General features: G+C 74.0%; 12 protein-coding genes. 6 read left to right on the plus strand and 6 right to left on the minus strand.

The window, feature by feature from the left end; translation table 11 throughout:
- Positions 1-25: 25 nt before the first annotated feature.
- The 3 genes from C3492_RS24985 to C3492_RS24995 are packed head-to-tail and all read left to right on the plus strand — an operon-like array spanning position 26 to position 2,561.
- Positions 26-1,459: a S8/S53 family peptidase gene (locus C3492_RS24985; RefSeq protein ID WP_103814201.1), complete on the plus strand. Its 1,434-nt coding sequence runs from the start codon at positions 26-28 to the stop codon at positions 1,457-1,459.
- Positions 1,456-2,094 (plus strand): RNA polymerase sigma factor, encoded by a 639-nt coding sequence (locus tag C3492_RS24990; protein WP_181140534.1) that lies wholly within the window; start codon positions 1,456-1,458, stop codon positions 2,092-2,094. The genes C3492_RS24985 and C3492_RS24990 overlap by 4 nt, the downstream gene beginning before the upstream one ends.
- On the plus strand, positions 2,091-2,561 hold the full coding sequence (locus C3492_RS24995) for a hypothetical protein (protein WP_103814205.1): 471 nt from the start codon (positions 2,091-2,093) through the stop codon (positions 2,559-2,561). Before C3492_RS24990 ends, C3492_RS24995 begins: the two co-directional genes overlap by 4 nt.
- Positions 2,562-2,869: 308 nt before the next feature.
- Here C3492_RS24995 and C3492_RS25000 read toward each other — a convergent pair whose 3' ends face one another.
- The 6 genes from C3492_RS25000 to C3492_RS25025 all read right to left on the minus strand — a co-directional run bounded on the left by C3492_RS25000 (position 2,870) and on the right by C3492_RS25025 (position 10,608).
- Positions 2,870-3,649: an N-formylglutamate amidohydrolase gene (locus C3492_RS25000; protein ID WP_103814298.1), complete on the minus strand. Its 780-nt coding sequence runs from the start codon at positions 3,647-3,649 to the stop codon at positions 2,870-2,872.
- A 231-nt stretch (positions 3,650-3,880) separates the two neighbouring features.
- Positions 3,881-6,100 (minus strand): NADP-dependent isocitrate dehydrogenase, encoded by a 2,220-nt coding sequence (locus C3492_RS25005; RefSeq protein ID WP_103814207.1) that lies wholly within the window; start codon positions 6,098-6,100, stop codon positions 3,881-3,883.
- Between the two features lie 37 nt (positions 6,101-6,137).
- Positions 6,138-6,569: a DUF4186 domain-containing protein gene (locus C3492_RS25010; protein ID WP_103814209.1), complete on the minus strand. Its 432-nt coding sequence runs from the start codon at positions 6,567-6,569 to the stop codon at positions 6,138-6,140.
- Between the two features lie 41 nt (positions 6,570-6,610).
- Positions 6,611-7,702, minus strand: a complete 1,092-nt coding sequence (locus C3492_RS25015) for a mechanosensitive ion channel family protein (protein WP_103814211.1) — start codon at positions 7,700-7,702, stop codon at positions 6,611-6,613.
- Between the two features lie 189 nt (positions 7,703-7,891).
- Positions 7,892-9,430, minus strand: coding sequence for an amino acid permease (locus C3492_RS25020; RefSeq protein WP_103814213.1), 1,539 nt, complete (start codon positions 9,428-9,430; stop codon positions 7,892-7,894).
- Positions 9,431-9,621: 191 nt separating this feature from the next.
- Positions 9,622-10,608 (minus strand): hypothetical protein, encoded by a 987-nt coding sequence (locus tag C3492_RS25025; RefSeq protein WP_103814215.1) that lies wholly within the window; start codon positions 10,606-10,608, stop codon positions 9,622-9,624.
- A gap of 298 nt (positions 10,609-10,906) precedes the next feature.
- Here C3492_RS25025 and C3492_RS25030 point away from each other — a divergent pair, with 298 nt between their 5' ends.
- From C3492_RS25030 to C3492_RS25040, 3 genes are read left to right on the plus strand one after another with little or no spacing between them, the layout of a single operon-like run.
- On the plus strand, positions 10,907-12,337 hold the full coding sequence (locus tag C3492_RS25030) for an FGGY family carbohydrate kinase (RefSeq protein WP_103814217.1): 1,431 nt from the start codon (positions 10,907-10,909) through the stop codon (positions 12,335-12,337).
- Complete coding sequence (locus C3492_RS25035; protein WP_103814219.1) at positions 12,334-13,737, plus strand: FAD-dependent oxidoreductase; 1,404 nt, start codon at positions 12,334-12,336, stop codon at positions 13,735-13,737. The genes C3492_RS25030 and C3492_RS25035 overlap by 4 nt, the downstream gene beginning before the upstream one ends.
- 23 nt (positions 13,738-13,760) lie before the next feature.
- Complete coding sequence (locus C3492_RS25040; RefSeq protein WP_181140540.1) at positions 13,761-14,978, plus strand: NAD(P)/FAD-dependent oxidoreductase; 1,218 nt, start codon at positions 13,761-13,763, stop codon at positions 14,976-14,978.

Genomic DNA, 14,978 nt, shown 5'->3' on the forward strand with positions numbered 1-14,978 from the left:
ACCGTCTTGAGGGGGAGGACACCACATGGCACCACATCGATTCCACGAGCAGTTCCACCACATCCAGCGCTCCCTGCCGGACGTCCCCCTCACCATGGGGCCGGACGACTCCGCCGGGTACTTCTACGAGAAGGGCGTCGTCCTCGTCCGGGACGGCGAGGAGGCCCGGTTCGTCGAGGACGCCGTGCGCACGCACTTCACCGAGACCCAGGGACTCGTCCCCGACCACGTGCGCCGCGTGGGCCCGCGGGCCGGCCGCACCGGCGTCACCCGCATCCGGGTCGGCGACCCGGCCGAGGGCGAGGACAGCGTGCCGCACGCCCTGCGCGCCGTGCGGGAGGCCGAGGACCGCCAGGGCCGGCGGCTGGCCGGCCGCAACCACGTGGTGCACATCGCGGGGAACGTCAACGCCTGCCCCGGCGACGAGCCCGTGCCCGTCCCGCGCACCGAGACCGCCAACCCGGCCCCGGCCGAGGGAAGTTACGACCCGGCCACCGCGGTCGGCGTCCTCGTGATCGACACCGGCCTGGTGCACGACCACCGCTCCTACCCGCTGCTCGCCCACACCACGGGCGACGCCCAGCTCACCGAGACCGACGCCGACGGCGTGCTGCGCCAGTACGTCGGCCACGGCACGTTCATCGCCGGGATCCTCGCGGCCGTCGCCCCCAACACCGACATCACCGTGCGCGGCACGCTCAACGACGCCGGCGCCGTCCTGGAGTCGGAGTTCGGCGCCCTGCTCTTCGACGCGGTCGACCGGGGCGGCTGGCCGGACATCATCAGCCTCTCCGCGGGCACGCCCAGCGCGGACACCGACGGCCTGATCGGTCTGGACGCGTTCATGGCGGAACTGCGCGAGCAGCGGACCCTGCTGGTGGCCGCCGCCGGCAACAACGGCAGCGACATCCCGTTCTGGCCCGCCGCCTACGCCGGCCTGCCCGAGTTCGCCGACTGCGTGCTGTCGGTCGGCGCCCTCCGCTCGGACGGCGCGTCCGGGGCCTGCTTCACCAACCACGGGCCATGGGTGCGCGTGCACGCCCCCGGCGAGCGCCTCACCAGCGCCCTGACCGGCTTCACCGCGCCCGTGCCGTACATCTACCAGCACTCCACCTACGACGCCTGCCGGTTCGGCGACGCCGACTACGCCTGCACCTGCCAGTTCCCGCGCCACACCGGTGTGCTGAGCGAGGGCCGGGAGAGCACCGGCGCCAAGCCGGACCAGGTGATGTTCGACGGCCTGGCGCAGTGGAGCGGCACCTCCTTCGCCACCCCGGTGGCCGCGGGACTGGTCGCCGCGCGGATGACCGCGTACCGGGAACGCGACCCGCGGGCGGCCGGTACCGGGCTGCTGGCCGCGGACGCGGAGCGGGCCGAGGTGCGCGGGGCGGATGTCGCGGCGCTCCGGCCGCCGACCTGGCGCCCGGTCCCCGCCGTGCTCCCGGCGCTGCCCGCATGACGGCCGGAACCCTCCGCTCCACGGCGTACGATGACAGGCCGTACACGAGGGGTGGAGCCGTGGACCGAGCAGAGGTCGGCGCGTTGGTCCAGTCCGCCGTCGACGGGGACGCCGCGGCCTGGAAGGCGCTGGTGGAAGGGATGAGTCCGCTGGTGTGGTCGGTCGTGCGGGCACACCGGCTGTCGGACGCCGACGGGCACGAGGTCTTCCAGACCACCTGGTTCCGCTTCGCCCAGCATCTGGGCCGCATACGGGAACCCGACAAGGCCGGCGCCTGGCTGGCCAGTACCGCCCGGCACGAGTGCCTGAAGGTGCTCAAGGGCCTGGCGCGACTGACCCTGACCGACGATCCACGGGTGCTGGACCGGGCCAGCGAGGACCGGACGCCGGAAGAGACGCTGATCGATTCCGAGGAGGCGGCGGACCGGGCCGAGCGGGTCCGCCGCCTGTGGCAGGAGCTGGACGGACTGGGCGAGCGCTGCCGGCAGTTGCTGCGCGTGCTGATGGCCTCGCCGCCGCCCAGCTACGGGGAGATCTCGGCCGCCCTCGGCATCGCGGTCGGCAGCATCGGCCCGCTCCGCCAGCGCTGTCTGCGCCGGCTGCGGGCCCGGATGGACGCGCGGGGTGCGGTGTGAACGGCGACGACAGGCCCGAGGGGCCGGAGGAGTTCGCGGACGGGCTGCTGGAGGAGGAGCTGCGCCAGGCGGCCGCCGTCCTGGACCCGGTCCCGGCCGAGCTGGTCCAGGCGGCCGTGGAGGCGTTCGCGCTGCACGACCTGGACGCCCGGCTCGCCGAGCTGACCTTCGACTCGCTCGTGGACGCGCTGCCCGTCAGGGGGGTCACGGACGCGCCGCGCATGCTGACGTTCCGCGCGGGCGAGGTGACCGTCGACGTGGAGGTCACCGAGGACGGTCTGATCGGCCAGCTGCTGCCGCCGCAGGCGGCGCGGATCGAGGTACTCGGCGGCCCGCAGACCACCCACGGCCCGCTGACCGCGGATCCTCTCGGCCGGTTCACCAGCGCCACCCCGCCGTCCGGCCCCTTCGCCCTGCGCCTGCGCACCGGCGCGGAGGTGATCGTCACGGAGTGGCTGCGGCCCTGACCGGACCGCGCCAGGCGGGCCGACGGGCCAGCGCCGGTCCACCGCGCGGGGTCCCCGCCGGTGGGCCAGGGCTGGCCGGGGTTGCGCCGGGGTGAGCCGTGTGGTTGGGCCCCGGGGGCGAGTCGGGTGTCCGCCGGGGCTGGTCGAGGCTGCCGGGGCCGGGCCGCGGGTCCGGTTGGGAGCCCGTGGCGGTGGTCGGACGGAGCCCGGCCGCTGGTCGGGGATCGCGTCCGCCTGACTCAGGGCGTCCGCGTGGCCTCAGCAGGAAGGCGAACGGCCGCTCGGCGAGCGTCGCTGCGCCCGGTCGGCTACACCGCGTCGACGAGGGTCGCCAGCGCCGTGGCGAGGCGGTCCAGGCCCGGGCCCGCCGGGCCGCCCGGCTCCGTCATGTACGTGTCCCGCCGGATCTCCACCATCAGGGCGCCGACCCGGACGTCCGTGCCGTAGAACTCCAGCGGCACGTACGTCCCGGCGAACGGGCTGTCCAGGCCCGTCTCGCCGCAGCCGGCGAACGCCTTGCGGGCGGCCTCGGTCAGCTCCGGCGGGGTGTGGAAGGCGTCCGTGCCCAGGCACACCGGCGGGCGCGGCCCGCTGCCGTGCAGCTCGTACGGGAGCGGCTGGGCCGGGTACGAGTGCACGTCGATGATCACCGCGCGCCCGGTCGCGGCCAGCCGGCCGGCCACCGCCTGCGTCATGGCCGCGGCGTACGGCCGGAAATAGCGGTCGAGCAGCGGCTCGGGGTCGGTGTCCGCGGGGCGCAGCTCACCCTTGTGGGTGGTCCGCGTGTACACGGCACCCATCCCCACGGCGAGCATTTCCTCTCGCTCGTCCGGGAACCGCTCCGGGTCCACCACCAGCCGCGACAGCCGGTTCACGAACCGCCAGGGCCGGAGCCCGGCGAGCGCGGCGGCCCGCTCGGCGATCCGGGCGGTGTGCGCGTCCGTGATGTGGTCCAGCTCCCGCTCCAGTCCGGCGTCGTCCAGCACGATGCCGGCGCGTACGTCCTCCGGTATCGCCCGCGAGGAATGCGGCACGTGCAGCAGCACCGGCGACTCGGCGGCACCGGGGAGGAGTTCGAACGAGGGCATGGTCTGGGACACCGGCTGCTCCTGAGGCGTTGGGGACGTGCACGATCAAGGTGCCATACGGCACTGACAACGGCCCCCGCCCCGCATGCCACCGCCCGCAGGCCCGCCCCACATGCCTCCGCCCCGGCCGGGGGCCCGGCCGGGGCGGAGGAGGACACGTCACCTCGACGGCTCAGGCGCCGCAGGCACCCGCTCGGGCGCCGCAGGCACCCCGCTCAGCCGCCGCAGGCACTAGCTGAGGGACGCCAGCGCCTCGTTCCAGGTGGCCGACGGGCGCATGACCGCGTCCGCCTTGGCCTTGTCGACCTGGTAGTAGCCGCCGATGTCGGCCGGGGAGCCCTGGACCGCGTTCAGCTCCTCGACGATCTTCTGCTCGTTCGCGGCGAGGGTCTCGGCGAGCGGCGCGAAGGCCTTCGCGAGGTCGGCGTCCTCGGTCTGCTTCGCCAGCTCCTGCGCCCAGTACAGGGACAGGTAGAAGTGGCTGCCGCGGTTGTCGATGCCGCCGACGCGCCGGGTCGGGGACTTGTCCTCGTTGAGGAAGGTCGCCGTGGCGCGGTCGAGGGTGTCGGCGAGGACCTTGGCGCGGGTGTTGCCGGTGGCCTCCGCGTACTGCTCGAAGGACGGCACCAGGGCGAAGAACTCGCCGAGGGAGTCCCAGCGCAGGTAGTTCTCCTTGACGAGCTGCTGGACGTGCTTCGGCGCGGAGCCGCCGGCGCCCGTCTCGAACAGGCCGCCGCCCGCCATCAGCGGGACGACCGACAGCATCTTGGCGCTGGTGCCCAGTTCCAGGATGGGGAAGAGGTCGGTCAGGTAGTCACGCAGCACGTTGCCGGTCACCGAGATGGTGTTCTCGCCGCGGCGGATGCGCTCCACCGACAGCTTGGTGGCCTCGACCGGGGACAGGATGCGGATGTCCAGGCCCTCGGTGTCGTGCTCCGGCAGGTACTGCTTGACCTTGGCGATCAGCTGCGCGTCGTGGGCACGCGTCTCGTCCAGCCAGAACACGGCCGGGTCGCCGGTGGCGCGGGCGCGGGTGACGGCCAGCTTGACCCAGTCGCGGATCGGGTCGTCCTTGGTCTGGCAGGCGCGGAAGATGTCGCCCTGCGCGACCGGCTGCTCGATCAGCACGTTGCCGGCCTGGTCGGTCAGGCGGACGGTGCCGGCGGCCGGGATCTCGAAGGTCTTGTCGTGGGAGCCGTACTCCTCGGCCTTCTGCGCCATCAGGCCGACGTTCGGGACCGAGCCCATGGTCGACGGGTCGTAGGCGCCGTTGGCCCGGCAGTCCTCGATGACGGCCTGGTAGACACCGGCGTAGGAGGAGTCCGGGATGACGGCGAGGGCGTCGTGCTCCTGGCCGTCCGGGCCCCACATGTGGCCGGAGGTGCGGATCATGGCCGGCATGGAGGCGTCGATGATGACGTCGGAGGGCACGTGCAGGTTGGTGATGCCCTTGTCCGAGTCGACCATGGCCAGGTCCGGGCCCTCGGCGATCTCGGCGTCGAAGGATGCCTTGATCTCGGCGCCCTCGGGCAGGTTCTCCAGACCCTTCAGGATGCCGCCGAGGCCGTCGTTCGGGGTGAGGCCGGCCGCCTTGAGGGTCTCGCCGTACTTCGCGAACGTCTTCGGGAAGAAGGCGCGCACCACGTGACCGAAGATGATCGGGTCGGAGACCTTCATCATCGTGGCCTTCAGGTGCACGGAGAACAGGACGCCCTCCTGCTTGGCGCGGGCGACCTGCGCGGCGAGGAACGCCTCCAGCTCGGCGACGTGCATGACGGAGGCGTCGACGACCTCGCCCGCGAGGACCGGTACGGACTCCTTCAGGACGGTGGTGGTGCCGTCCTCGCCGACCAGCTCGATCTTCAGGGCGCCGTCCTCGGAGACGACGACGGACTTCTCGGTGGAGCGGAAGTCGTTCTCGCCCATGGTCGCCACGTTGGTCCTGGACTCGGGGGTCCAGGCGCCCATGCGGTGCGGGTGGGTCTTGGCGTAGTTCTTCACCGAGGCCGGGGCACGGCGGTCGGAGTTGCCCTCACGCAGCACCGGGTTGACGGCGGAGCCCTTGACCTTGTCGTAGCGGGCGCGGATCTCGCGCTCCTCGTCGGTCTTCGGGTCGTCCGGGTAGTCCGGCAGCGCGTAGCCCTTGCCCTGCAGCTCGGCGACGGCGGCCTTGAGCTGCGGGATGGACGCCGAGATGTTCGGCAGCTTGATGATGTTGGCCGCGGGGGTCTTGGCCAGCTCGCCCAGCTCGGTCAGCGCGTCGGGGATGCGCTGGTCCTCGTTCAGGTACTCCGGGAAGACGGCGATGATGCGCCCGGCCAGTGAGATGTCACGCGTCTCCACGGGCACACCGGCCTGCGAGGCGTACGCCTGGATCACCGGCAGGAACGAATGCGTCGCCAGGGCCGGGGCCTCGTCTGTGTAGGTGTAGATGATGGTCGAGTCAGTCACCGGGTGCTCCGCTCCACGTCTGCAACATTGCTCGACATCAAGATATCTCGTGCTCGGGGTCGGCTCGACAGGGGTCCTGGCCGGAAAATCCGCCGTCCGCCATCTCGCGCGCGATCCAGCGGCTGATCACCTCCACCACGTACGCGTGTTCGACGCGGGTCAGTGCGCGCCCCTTGGGGATGCCGTGCCAGCGCTCCAGGCAGCCCCGGCAGCAGGTGGCGGTCGCGTGCTGGGCCACGAACACCGGGTGACCCCGGTACGGCGTCTGCCGGCCGTCCTTGTACGGCTCGGCCGGTGCCAGCCGCTTCGCGATCAGGTCGTACGCGTGCCGGCGCAGGGTCGCCGGCCCTTTCAGGGCGGCGGTCGCCCGGTCCCGCCCGCGCAGGTGGAACTTCGCCCGGAACGGCTGGCGCGCGAGCGCGTCCAGCCGCCGGTCGAGCGTGCGGGGGTCCGGGGCCGGCGTCGTCATGCTGCTTCGAGCATACGTGCCGGTCAGGAATTCAGGCCGGGCTACTCCGTGGCCTGCGGCCCCGGCACCGCGCCCTCCCCGCTGCGCTGCTGCGGGATCACCGCCGTGCCCTGCTGGAGGGAGACCGTGCGCGTGGGGGCCGGGATGCGGATGCCCTCCTCGCGGTAGCGGCGGTGCAGACGCTTGATGAACTCGTGCTTGATCCGGTACTGGTCGCTGAACTCACCCACGCCGAGGATCACCGTGAAGCCGATCCGGGAGTCGCCGAAGGTGTGGAAGCGGATGGCGGGCTCGTGCTCCGGCACGGCTCCGGTGACCTCCGTCATGACCTCCGTGACCACCTCGGCGGTCACCCGCTCGACGTGCTCCAGGTCGGAGTCGTAGCTCACCCCGGCCTGCACCAGCACGGTCAGCTCCTGCTCGGGCCGCGTGAAGTTGGTCATGTTGGCCTTGGCGAGCTGGCCGTTGGGGATGACCACCAGGTTGTTGGAGAGCTGGCGGACCGTCGTCTGGCGCCAGTTGATGTCCACCACATAGCCCTCCTCGCCGCTGCTCAGCCGGATGTAGTCGCCCGGCTGGACGGTCTTGGAGGCGAGGATGTGGATGCCCGCGAAGAGGTTGGCGAGCGTGTCCTGGAGCGCCAGGGCGACCGCCAGACCGCCGACGCCCAGGGCGGTGAGCAGCGGCGCTATGGAGATGCCCAGGGTCTGCAGGACGACCAGGAAGCCGATCGCCAGCACCAGCACGCGGGTGATGTTGACGAAGATGGTCGCCGAGCCCGCGACCCCGGAGCGGGACTGGGTCACCGAACGGACCAGGCCGGCGATCACCCGGGCCGCGGAGAACGTCACCACGACGATCAGCCAGACCTCAAGCGCCTGGTTCACATGGTGCTGGACGCTCCGGGTGAGCGGCAGCACGGCCGCTGCCGCCGCCGCGCCGCCCGCGATCGCCGCCCAGGGCACGACCGAGCGCAGCGCGTCCACGATGACGTCGTCGCCGCTCCAGCGGGTCCGCTTGGCGTGCTTCGCGAGCCAGCGCAGCAGGGTGCGCGACATGAAGGCGAGCACCAGGCCCGCCGCCAGGGCGATGCCGGCGAGGACGAGGTCGTCCAGGGTCAGCGCGCGGTTCACCGGTCACCTCCGGGGCGTGCGGCCGCTGCGGAGAGCCGTTTGTGAAGTCTCGTCACGTTGTCACCTGCTCGATGTCCGGGATGTGCGACCGCGCCGGCCGGAGGAACTCCGGTGACCGGCGCGCTCGTTCATCCTGCCGTATCCGGCACGCCCGTTCGTACCGGGACCGGCGCTCGTCGGGCAGCCGGCTCAGACGATGCCCTCCGCGAGTTCCGCCTGGTCGCGGTCGCTGCCGTACGCGGCGGTGGTGGGGGTGCCGTACGACCGGCGGGCGACGTACCACCAGACGCTGGCCAGCACCAGGACCACGGCGAGGGCGACGGAGGCGTAGTTCATCGTGTCGACCGTGACCGGCGACGACTGCGGCAGGCAGAACAGCACCGTCACGCACGCCACCCACACGACCGCGATCCAGCCGACCGGCTTGCTCCAGCGGCCCAGTTGCCACGGACCCGGCTGGAAACGGTCGCCCGCGCGCAGCCGCAGGAACACGGGGATGGCGTAGGCCGGGGTGATGCCGATGACGTTGATGGCGGTCACCGCGTTGTACGCCGTCGCCGAGTACAGCGACGGCAGGGCGAGGACACAGGCCACGACGACGGACAGCCAGACGGCCGCGACCGGCGTCTGGGTGCGGCCGCTGACCTTGCGCCACAGGTGCGAGCCGGGCAGCGCGCCGTCCCGGCTGAACGCGAACACCATCCGGCTGGCCGCGGCGACCTCGGCGTTGCCGCAGAAGAGCTGGGCGATGACGACCACGAGGAGCAGGGCGCTCGCGCCGTCGGTGCCGAGGCCGTCCAGCAGGATCTGGGCGGGCGGCACGCCGGTGCCGGTGGTGCGGGTGGCGTCGTAGTCCTGGATGGCGAAGGTGAGACCGGCGAGCAGTACGAAACCGGCCAGCCAGGACACCCAGATGGCGCGGACGATGCCGCGGGAGGCGGCCACCGAGGCGTGCGAGGTCTCTTCCGACAGGTGGGCGGAGGCGTCGTAGCCGGAGAAGGTGTACTGCGCGAGGAGCAGGCCGATCGCCGCCACGTACAGCGGGTTCTCCCAGCCGGTCTCGTTGACGAACTCCGTGAACACGAAGGACGCCGACTGGTGGTGGTCGGGGACGATCACCAGCGCGCCGACGATCAGCGCCACACCCGCCAGGTGCCACCACACGCTGACCGAGTTGAGCAGGCTGACCAGGCGCACGCCGAACAGGTTCAGCACCGCGTGCAGCAGCAGGATCGCGCAGAAGATCAGCATCGTTCTGCCGGGCGTCGGCTCGAAGCCCCACTGGAGGTTGGCGAACGCGCCGGTGAACAGGGCGGCGCCGTAGTCGATGCCGGCGATCGCGCCGAGCAGGCCGAGCAGGTTCAGCCAGCCGGTGTACCAGCCCCAGCGCCGGCCGCCGAGCCGGTCGGCCATGTAGTACAGGGCGCCGGAGGTGGGGTAGGCGCTGGTGACCTCGGCGAGCGCGAGGCCGACGCACAGCACGAACAGGCCGACGCCCGCCCAGCCCCAGAGCATCACGGCGGGCCCGCCGGTGTTCAGGCCGAAGCCGTACAGGGTCATGCAGCCGGACAGGATCGAGATCACCGAGAAGCTGATCGCGAAGTTGCCGAAGCCGCCCATGCGGCGGGCCAGCACCGGCCGGTAGCCGAGTTCCCGCAGCCGCTGCTCCTCGTCCTGCTGCGGCAGACCGGGGGAGGGGGTGGGCGAGGGATCGGGGGTGGGGGACACGCGGGGACCTCCTGGATCAACGGTTGTCGGACGAGCACGTGCAACGGGGTCGTTCAGGGGGCGGTGCGGGCTGCCCCCGGTGGTGCGGGGGGCGGGGGCTGTTCCCGGTGGTGCGGGGGCTGTGCGGTTCCCGGTGGTGCTGAGGAGGGACGGTCAGGAGGGGTGGTCAGAAGGGGTGTGCAGGCGTGGGTTCAGGGGTGGGAGCCTTCCGTGGCGGCCCGGCAGCGGTCCCGGGCCTGGACGAAGACCTCCACCGCGCGGTCCCGGTCCGGAGTGCGGTACATCCAGGGCGGCGGGGTGAAGTAGGGCCCGATCGCCTCGAACACCCTTGCCGCGTCGGCGAACCGCAGGGCGCCCCACAACGCGTGGGCCAGATGGTTGAGGTCCGGCAGCGCGCGCTCGGCGGGCTCCGTCCGCTCGAACCAGGAATGCAGCGCGCGCCGCGCCTCCCGGGCCGCCTCCTCCACCACCCAGTGCAGGTCCAGCGCCGCGTCGTGCCCGCTGTCCCGGCGGTAGCGCTCGACCCGGACGTAGAGCGGCAGCAGGTGCAGCGCCGAGCCGGGCGGGGCCTGGCCGGCGGCCCACTGCGCGTAGCCGGCGGCCTCCGCGAGCCGGCCCGAACCACCGCGCGCGTACAGGAACTGGAGCATCCGGTGGTGGGCCTCACGGTTGAACGGGTCGCGCTTGCCTGCTTCGGCCAGCAGCCCCCAGGGCCCCGGCGGCAGCAGCGGCTCCGGCGCGGTGGCCCGGTGCTCCTCCCAGCGCTGCTCCGGGTCGAGCTGTGCCAGCGCCAGCAGACACACCCAGGGCACCGGGTCCCGCGGTGCGGCCACGGTCGCCGACTGGGCGGCGTCCCACGCCTCGATCCACAACTCATGGGTACGGCGGTGTCGTTCCCTCCGGGCCCGCAGCGCGCGCTCGACGCCGACGCGCGCGTGCATCACCCGCGCGTGCGCGCTGTCCGGCTCCTCGGTGAGCCAGGCCCGCACCACGTCGGTGCCGGCCGCGGCCGCCGCCAGCACCTGGGTGCGCTGGGTCCACTGCCACCACCGCGTGGTCTCCGCGAGCAGGGTGCGCATGGCCATCCAGCGGCCGGTGCGCAGGTCCTGGAGCGCGGCGCGCAGCGCGTGGTCGGGGCCGGCGGGGTCGTAGGAGGGGCGGGCTCCGTCTCTGGCCATCAGCCGCCGGCCCCCGGCCCCGGGCGCACGGGCGAGGTGGCGGGGTGACGTCGCAACTGCCCTCCCCTGGGCGGTGATGAAGATGTCCGGTGGTCGGCGGTCACTATAGAGGCGCGGGTTCCGCCATACCATTGTTGCCAAGTCAACTTCCGGCAGGGCGAGTTGAGCGATGGGGCAAGCCCTTGACTCCGGGCCTGCGGCGGCGGCAGGCTGGCTCGGTGATCTTCAGGGCCGGAGCGCAGGGCGCGGGACGGACGCGGGCGCGGGGTGCTCGGCGCGCTCGCGCGGAGGACGCGCGGTGACCGGGCCGGTGCTCGCCGTCGACCAGGGCACGTCCGGCACCAAGGCGCTCGTGCTCTGCCCCGAACGCGGCGTCCTCGGCACCGGTTTCGCCGAGGTGCGCCCCCGTCATCTGCCCGGCGGCCTGGTCGAGGTGGACCCGGCGCGGCTGTACGACTCGGTGGTGGAGGCCGGCCGGCGTGCGCTCGCCGAGGCCGGTGAGGACGTCGTCGCGCTCGGCCTCGCCAACCAGGGCGAGACCGTCCTCGCCTGGGACCCGGACACCGGCCGCCCGCTGACCGACGCCCTGGTGTGGCAGGACCGCCGGGCCGAGACCGTGTGCGCCGGACTCGCCGGGCACGCGGAGGAGTTGCGGGAGCTGACCGGCCTGCCCCTCGATCCGTACTTCGCCGCGCCGAAGATGGCCTGGATCCGTCGCCACCTCACCCGCGACGGCGTCGTCACCACCTCCGACGCCTGGCTGGTCCACCGCCTCACCGGCGCCTTCGCCACCGACGCCGCCACCGCCGGCCGTACCCAGCTGCTCGACCTGGACCGTGTCGAGTGGTCCCCGCGCGCCCTCGACCTCTACGGCCTGGCCGGCGAACGCCTCCCCGAGGTCACCGACAGCGCGCGACCGGTCGGCACCACACGCGCGTTCGGCCGGGAGATCCCGCTCACCGGCCTGATCGTCGACCAGCAGGCCGCCCTGCTCGCCCAGCGCGTCACCGGACCCGGCGCCGCCAAGTGCACCTACGGCACCGGCGCGTTCCTGCTCGCCCACACCGGCGACCGCCCCCGGCGCGGGGACTCCGGTCTGGTCGGCTGCGTCGCCTGGCGGCTCGCCGGACACACCGGCTACTGCCTGGACGGCCAGGTCTACACGGCCGCATCCGCCGTGCGCTGGCTCACCGACATCGGTGTGCTTTCCTCCGCCGCCGACCTCGACCCGGTCGGCGGCGCCGTCCCCGACAGCGGCGGGGTCACCTTCGTCCCGGCCCTCGCCGGACTCGCCGCTCCCTGGTGGCGCGGCGACCTGCGCGGCTCCCTCACCGGCCTCGGCCTGGACACCACCGCCGGCCACCTGGTGCGCGCCCTGTGCGAGGGGATCGCCGCCCAGGTCGCCGAACTCGCCGACGCCGCCGCCGACGACCTGGGCGCCCCCCTGACCACGCTCCGCGTCGACGGCGGCCTCACCCGTTCCGCGCTCCTCATGCAGACCCAGGCCGACCTGCTGCAACACCCCGTCGAGGTGTCCGCGCTGGCCGACGCCACCGCGCTCGGCGCCGCCGCCCTCGCCCGCCTGGGCGCGGATCCCGGACTGAGCGTCGCGGACGTCCTGCCCGACGGGAGACCCGCCGCCGTGTACGAGCCCCGCATCCCGGCCGACCAGGCCGCCGAACGCCGCGCCGGCTTCCGTGCCGCCGTCGCGGCCCTCCTCGGCACGTGACCGTCACCGCGGCCGGGCCGCTGCCCACGACGCCGTACGACGTGGCGGTCGTCGGCGCCGGTGTCGTCGGCTGCGCCATCGCCCGCGAACTCGCCCGCCGGCCCCGGCTGCGCGTCGCCCTGGTCGAGGCCCAGGACGACGTGGGCCAGGGCACCTCCAAGGCCAACACCGCCATCCTGCACACCGGGTTCGACGCGACCCCCGGCACCCTGGAGGCCCGCCTGGTCCGCGAGGGGTACGCCCGCCTCGGCGCCTACGCCGCCGAGACCGGCATCCCCGTCGAGCGGGTCGGCGCGCTGCTGGTCGCCTGGGACGAGGAACAGCTCGCCGCGCTGCCCCGGCTGGCCGGGAAGGCCGAGCGCAACGCGTACCACGACACCACCCTGCTGGGCCCCGAGGAGCTGTACGCCCGCGAACCCCACCTCGGTCCCGGCGCGCTCGGCGCCCTGCACGTCCCCGGCGAGAGCATCATCTGTCCCTGGACGACGACCCTGGCCTACGCCACCCAGGCGGTCCGCGCCGGCGTCGATCTGCACCTCGACACCGCCGTGAGCGAGGTGAGTTCCCCGGACGGACACCTGCTGACCACCAGCCGGGGCACCCTGCGCGCCCGCCACCTGGTGAACGCGGCCGGACTGCACGCCGACACCCTGGACCGCGCGCTCGGCCACGAGGACTTCACCGTCACCCCGCGCCGCGGCCAGCTCCTGGTCCACGACAAGCTCGCCCGCCCCCTCGTCCGGCACATCCTCCTCCCCGTGCCGACCGCCCTCGGCAAGGGAGTCCTGGTCGCCCCCACCGTCCACGGCAACGTCCTGCTCGGCCCCACCGCCGAGGACCTGCGCGACAAACGGGCCACCGGATCCACCGCCGACGGGCTGGCCGCGCTGCGGGACAAGGGCCGCCGCGTCCTGCCCGCCCTGCTGGAGGAGGAGGTCACCGCCGTCTACGCCGGGCTGCGCGCGGCCACCGGGCACGAGGACTACCGCATCACCGCGCACCCCGGGCAGGCGTACGTCACCGTCGGCGGCATCCGCTCCACCGGCCTGACGGCGTCCCTGGCCATCGCCGCCCACGTCGTGGGCCTGCTGGCCGACGGCGGCCTCGACCTCGGCCCGGTGCGGGAGCCGGAGCCGGTGACCATGCCCAACCTCGGCGAGGCCTTCCCCCGCCCCTACCAGCGGCCCGACCTCATCGCCGCCGACCCCGAGTACGGCACCCTCGTCTGCCACTGCGAGCGCGTCTCCCGCGGCGAGATCCGCGACGCCCTCGCCAGCACCGTCCCGCCCCGCAGCCTGGAGGGCCTGCGCCGCCGCACCCGCGCCCGGGCCGGCCGCTGCCAGGGGTTCTACTGCGGGGCGGCGGTACGGGAGCTGTTCGAGCGGGGGGCGAGGCCATGACGGTCCCCCGTCGGCCGGACGTCATGACCCCGCGTCACGTGGACGTCCTCGTCGTCGGTGCCGGTCCCGCCGGGCTCGCCGCCGCCGCGCGGCTGGCCGCCGCCGGCGCCGGGCACGTGGAGGTGCTGGAGCGGGAGGCGCGGCCCGGCGGAGTGCCCCGGACGTGCGCGCACGGCGGCTTCGGCACCTGGACGCACCCGCTGACCGGCCCCGGGTACGCCCGCCTGCTCACGGAGGCCGCCGAGCGCGCGGGCGCCACCGTCCGGACCGGCGTGACGGCGCTGGACTGGGCGCCGACGGGACCCGTGCTCACCACCGTCGGCCCCGGTGGCCCGGAGACCGTCACGGCACGGGCGGTCGTCCTCGCCACCGGCGCCCGCGAACGCCCGCGCCCCGCCCGGCTGGTGCCCGGCACCCGCCCCGCCGGCGTCTACACCACCGGCGAACTCCAGCAGGCCGTCCATCTGTTCGGGCAGCACATCGGCACCCGCGCGGTCGTCGTCGGCGCGACGGACGTCTCCTACGCGGCGGCGGACACCGTCCGCGCGGGCGGCGCCGAGGTCGTCGCCCTCGTCACGGAACACCCGCGCGCCCAGACCGCCCGCGCCCGGGCGGCCCGGCTGCGCCACGGCGTCCCGCTGCTGACCGACACCACCGTCACCGAACTCCTCGGCCACGGACGGCTGTCCGGCGTCCGCGTCCGCCACCGGGACGGCCGTACGGCCATCCTCCCGTGTGACACCGTGGTCTTCACCGGCGATTTCGTCCCCGACCACGAACTGGCCCGGCGCGGCGGCCTCGCCCTCGACCCCGGCACCCGCGGCCCCGCCGTCGCCGGCTCCCTGCACACCTCGCGCCCCGGTGTCTTCGCGGCCGGCAACGTCCTGCACGCCGTGGAACCCGCCGGCACCGCGGCCCGCGAGGGCGCCCGGGCGGCCGGTGCGGTGCTGGACTTCCTCGCGGGCGCGCCCTGGCCGGCCCCCGGCGTACCCGTGACCGTCGAGCCGCCGCTGCGCTGGATCGCCCCGAACCGCGTCGCCCCGGCCGCCCCGCCCGTCCCCCACGTCCTGCGCACCGGCGTCCCGCTGCACCGCCCGGTCCTGTACGTCCGCCAGGACGGCCGTCTCCTGCACCACGAGCGCCTGCGCACCGCCCTGCCCGACCGCACCCTGACCCTCACCGCCCGCTGGCACGGCCGCGTCGACCCCGGGGGCGGGGAGGTACGGGTGAGCACCGGCTGA

The sequence above is a fragment of the Streptomyces sp. Ru62 genome (assembly GCF_002920615.1).
Taxonomy (GTDB): Bacteria; Actinomycetota; Actinomycetes; order Streptomycetales; family Streptomycetaceae; genus Streptomyces.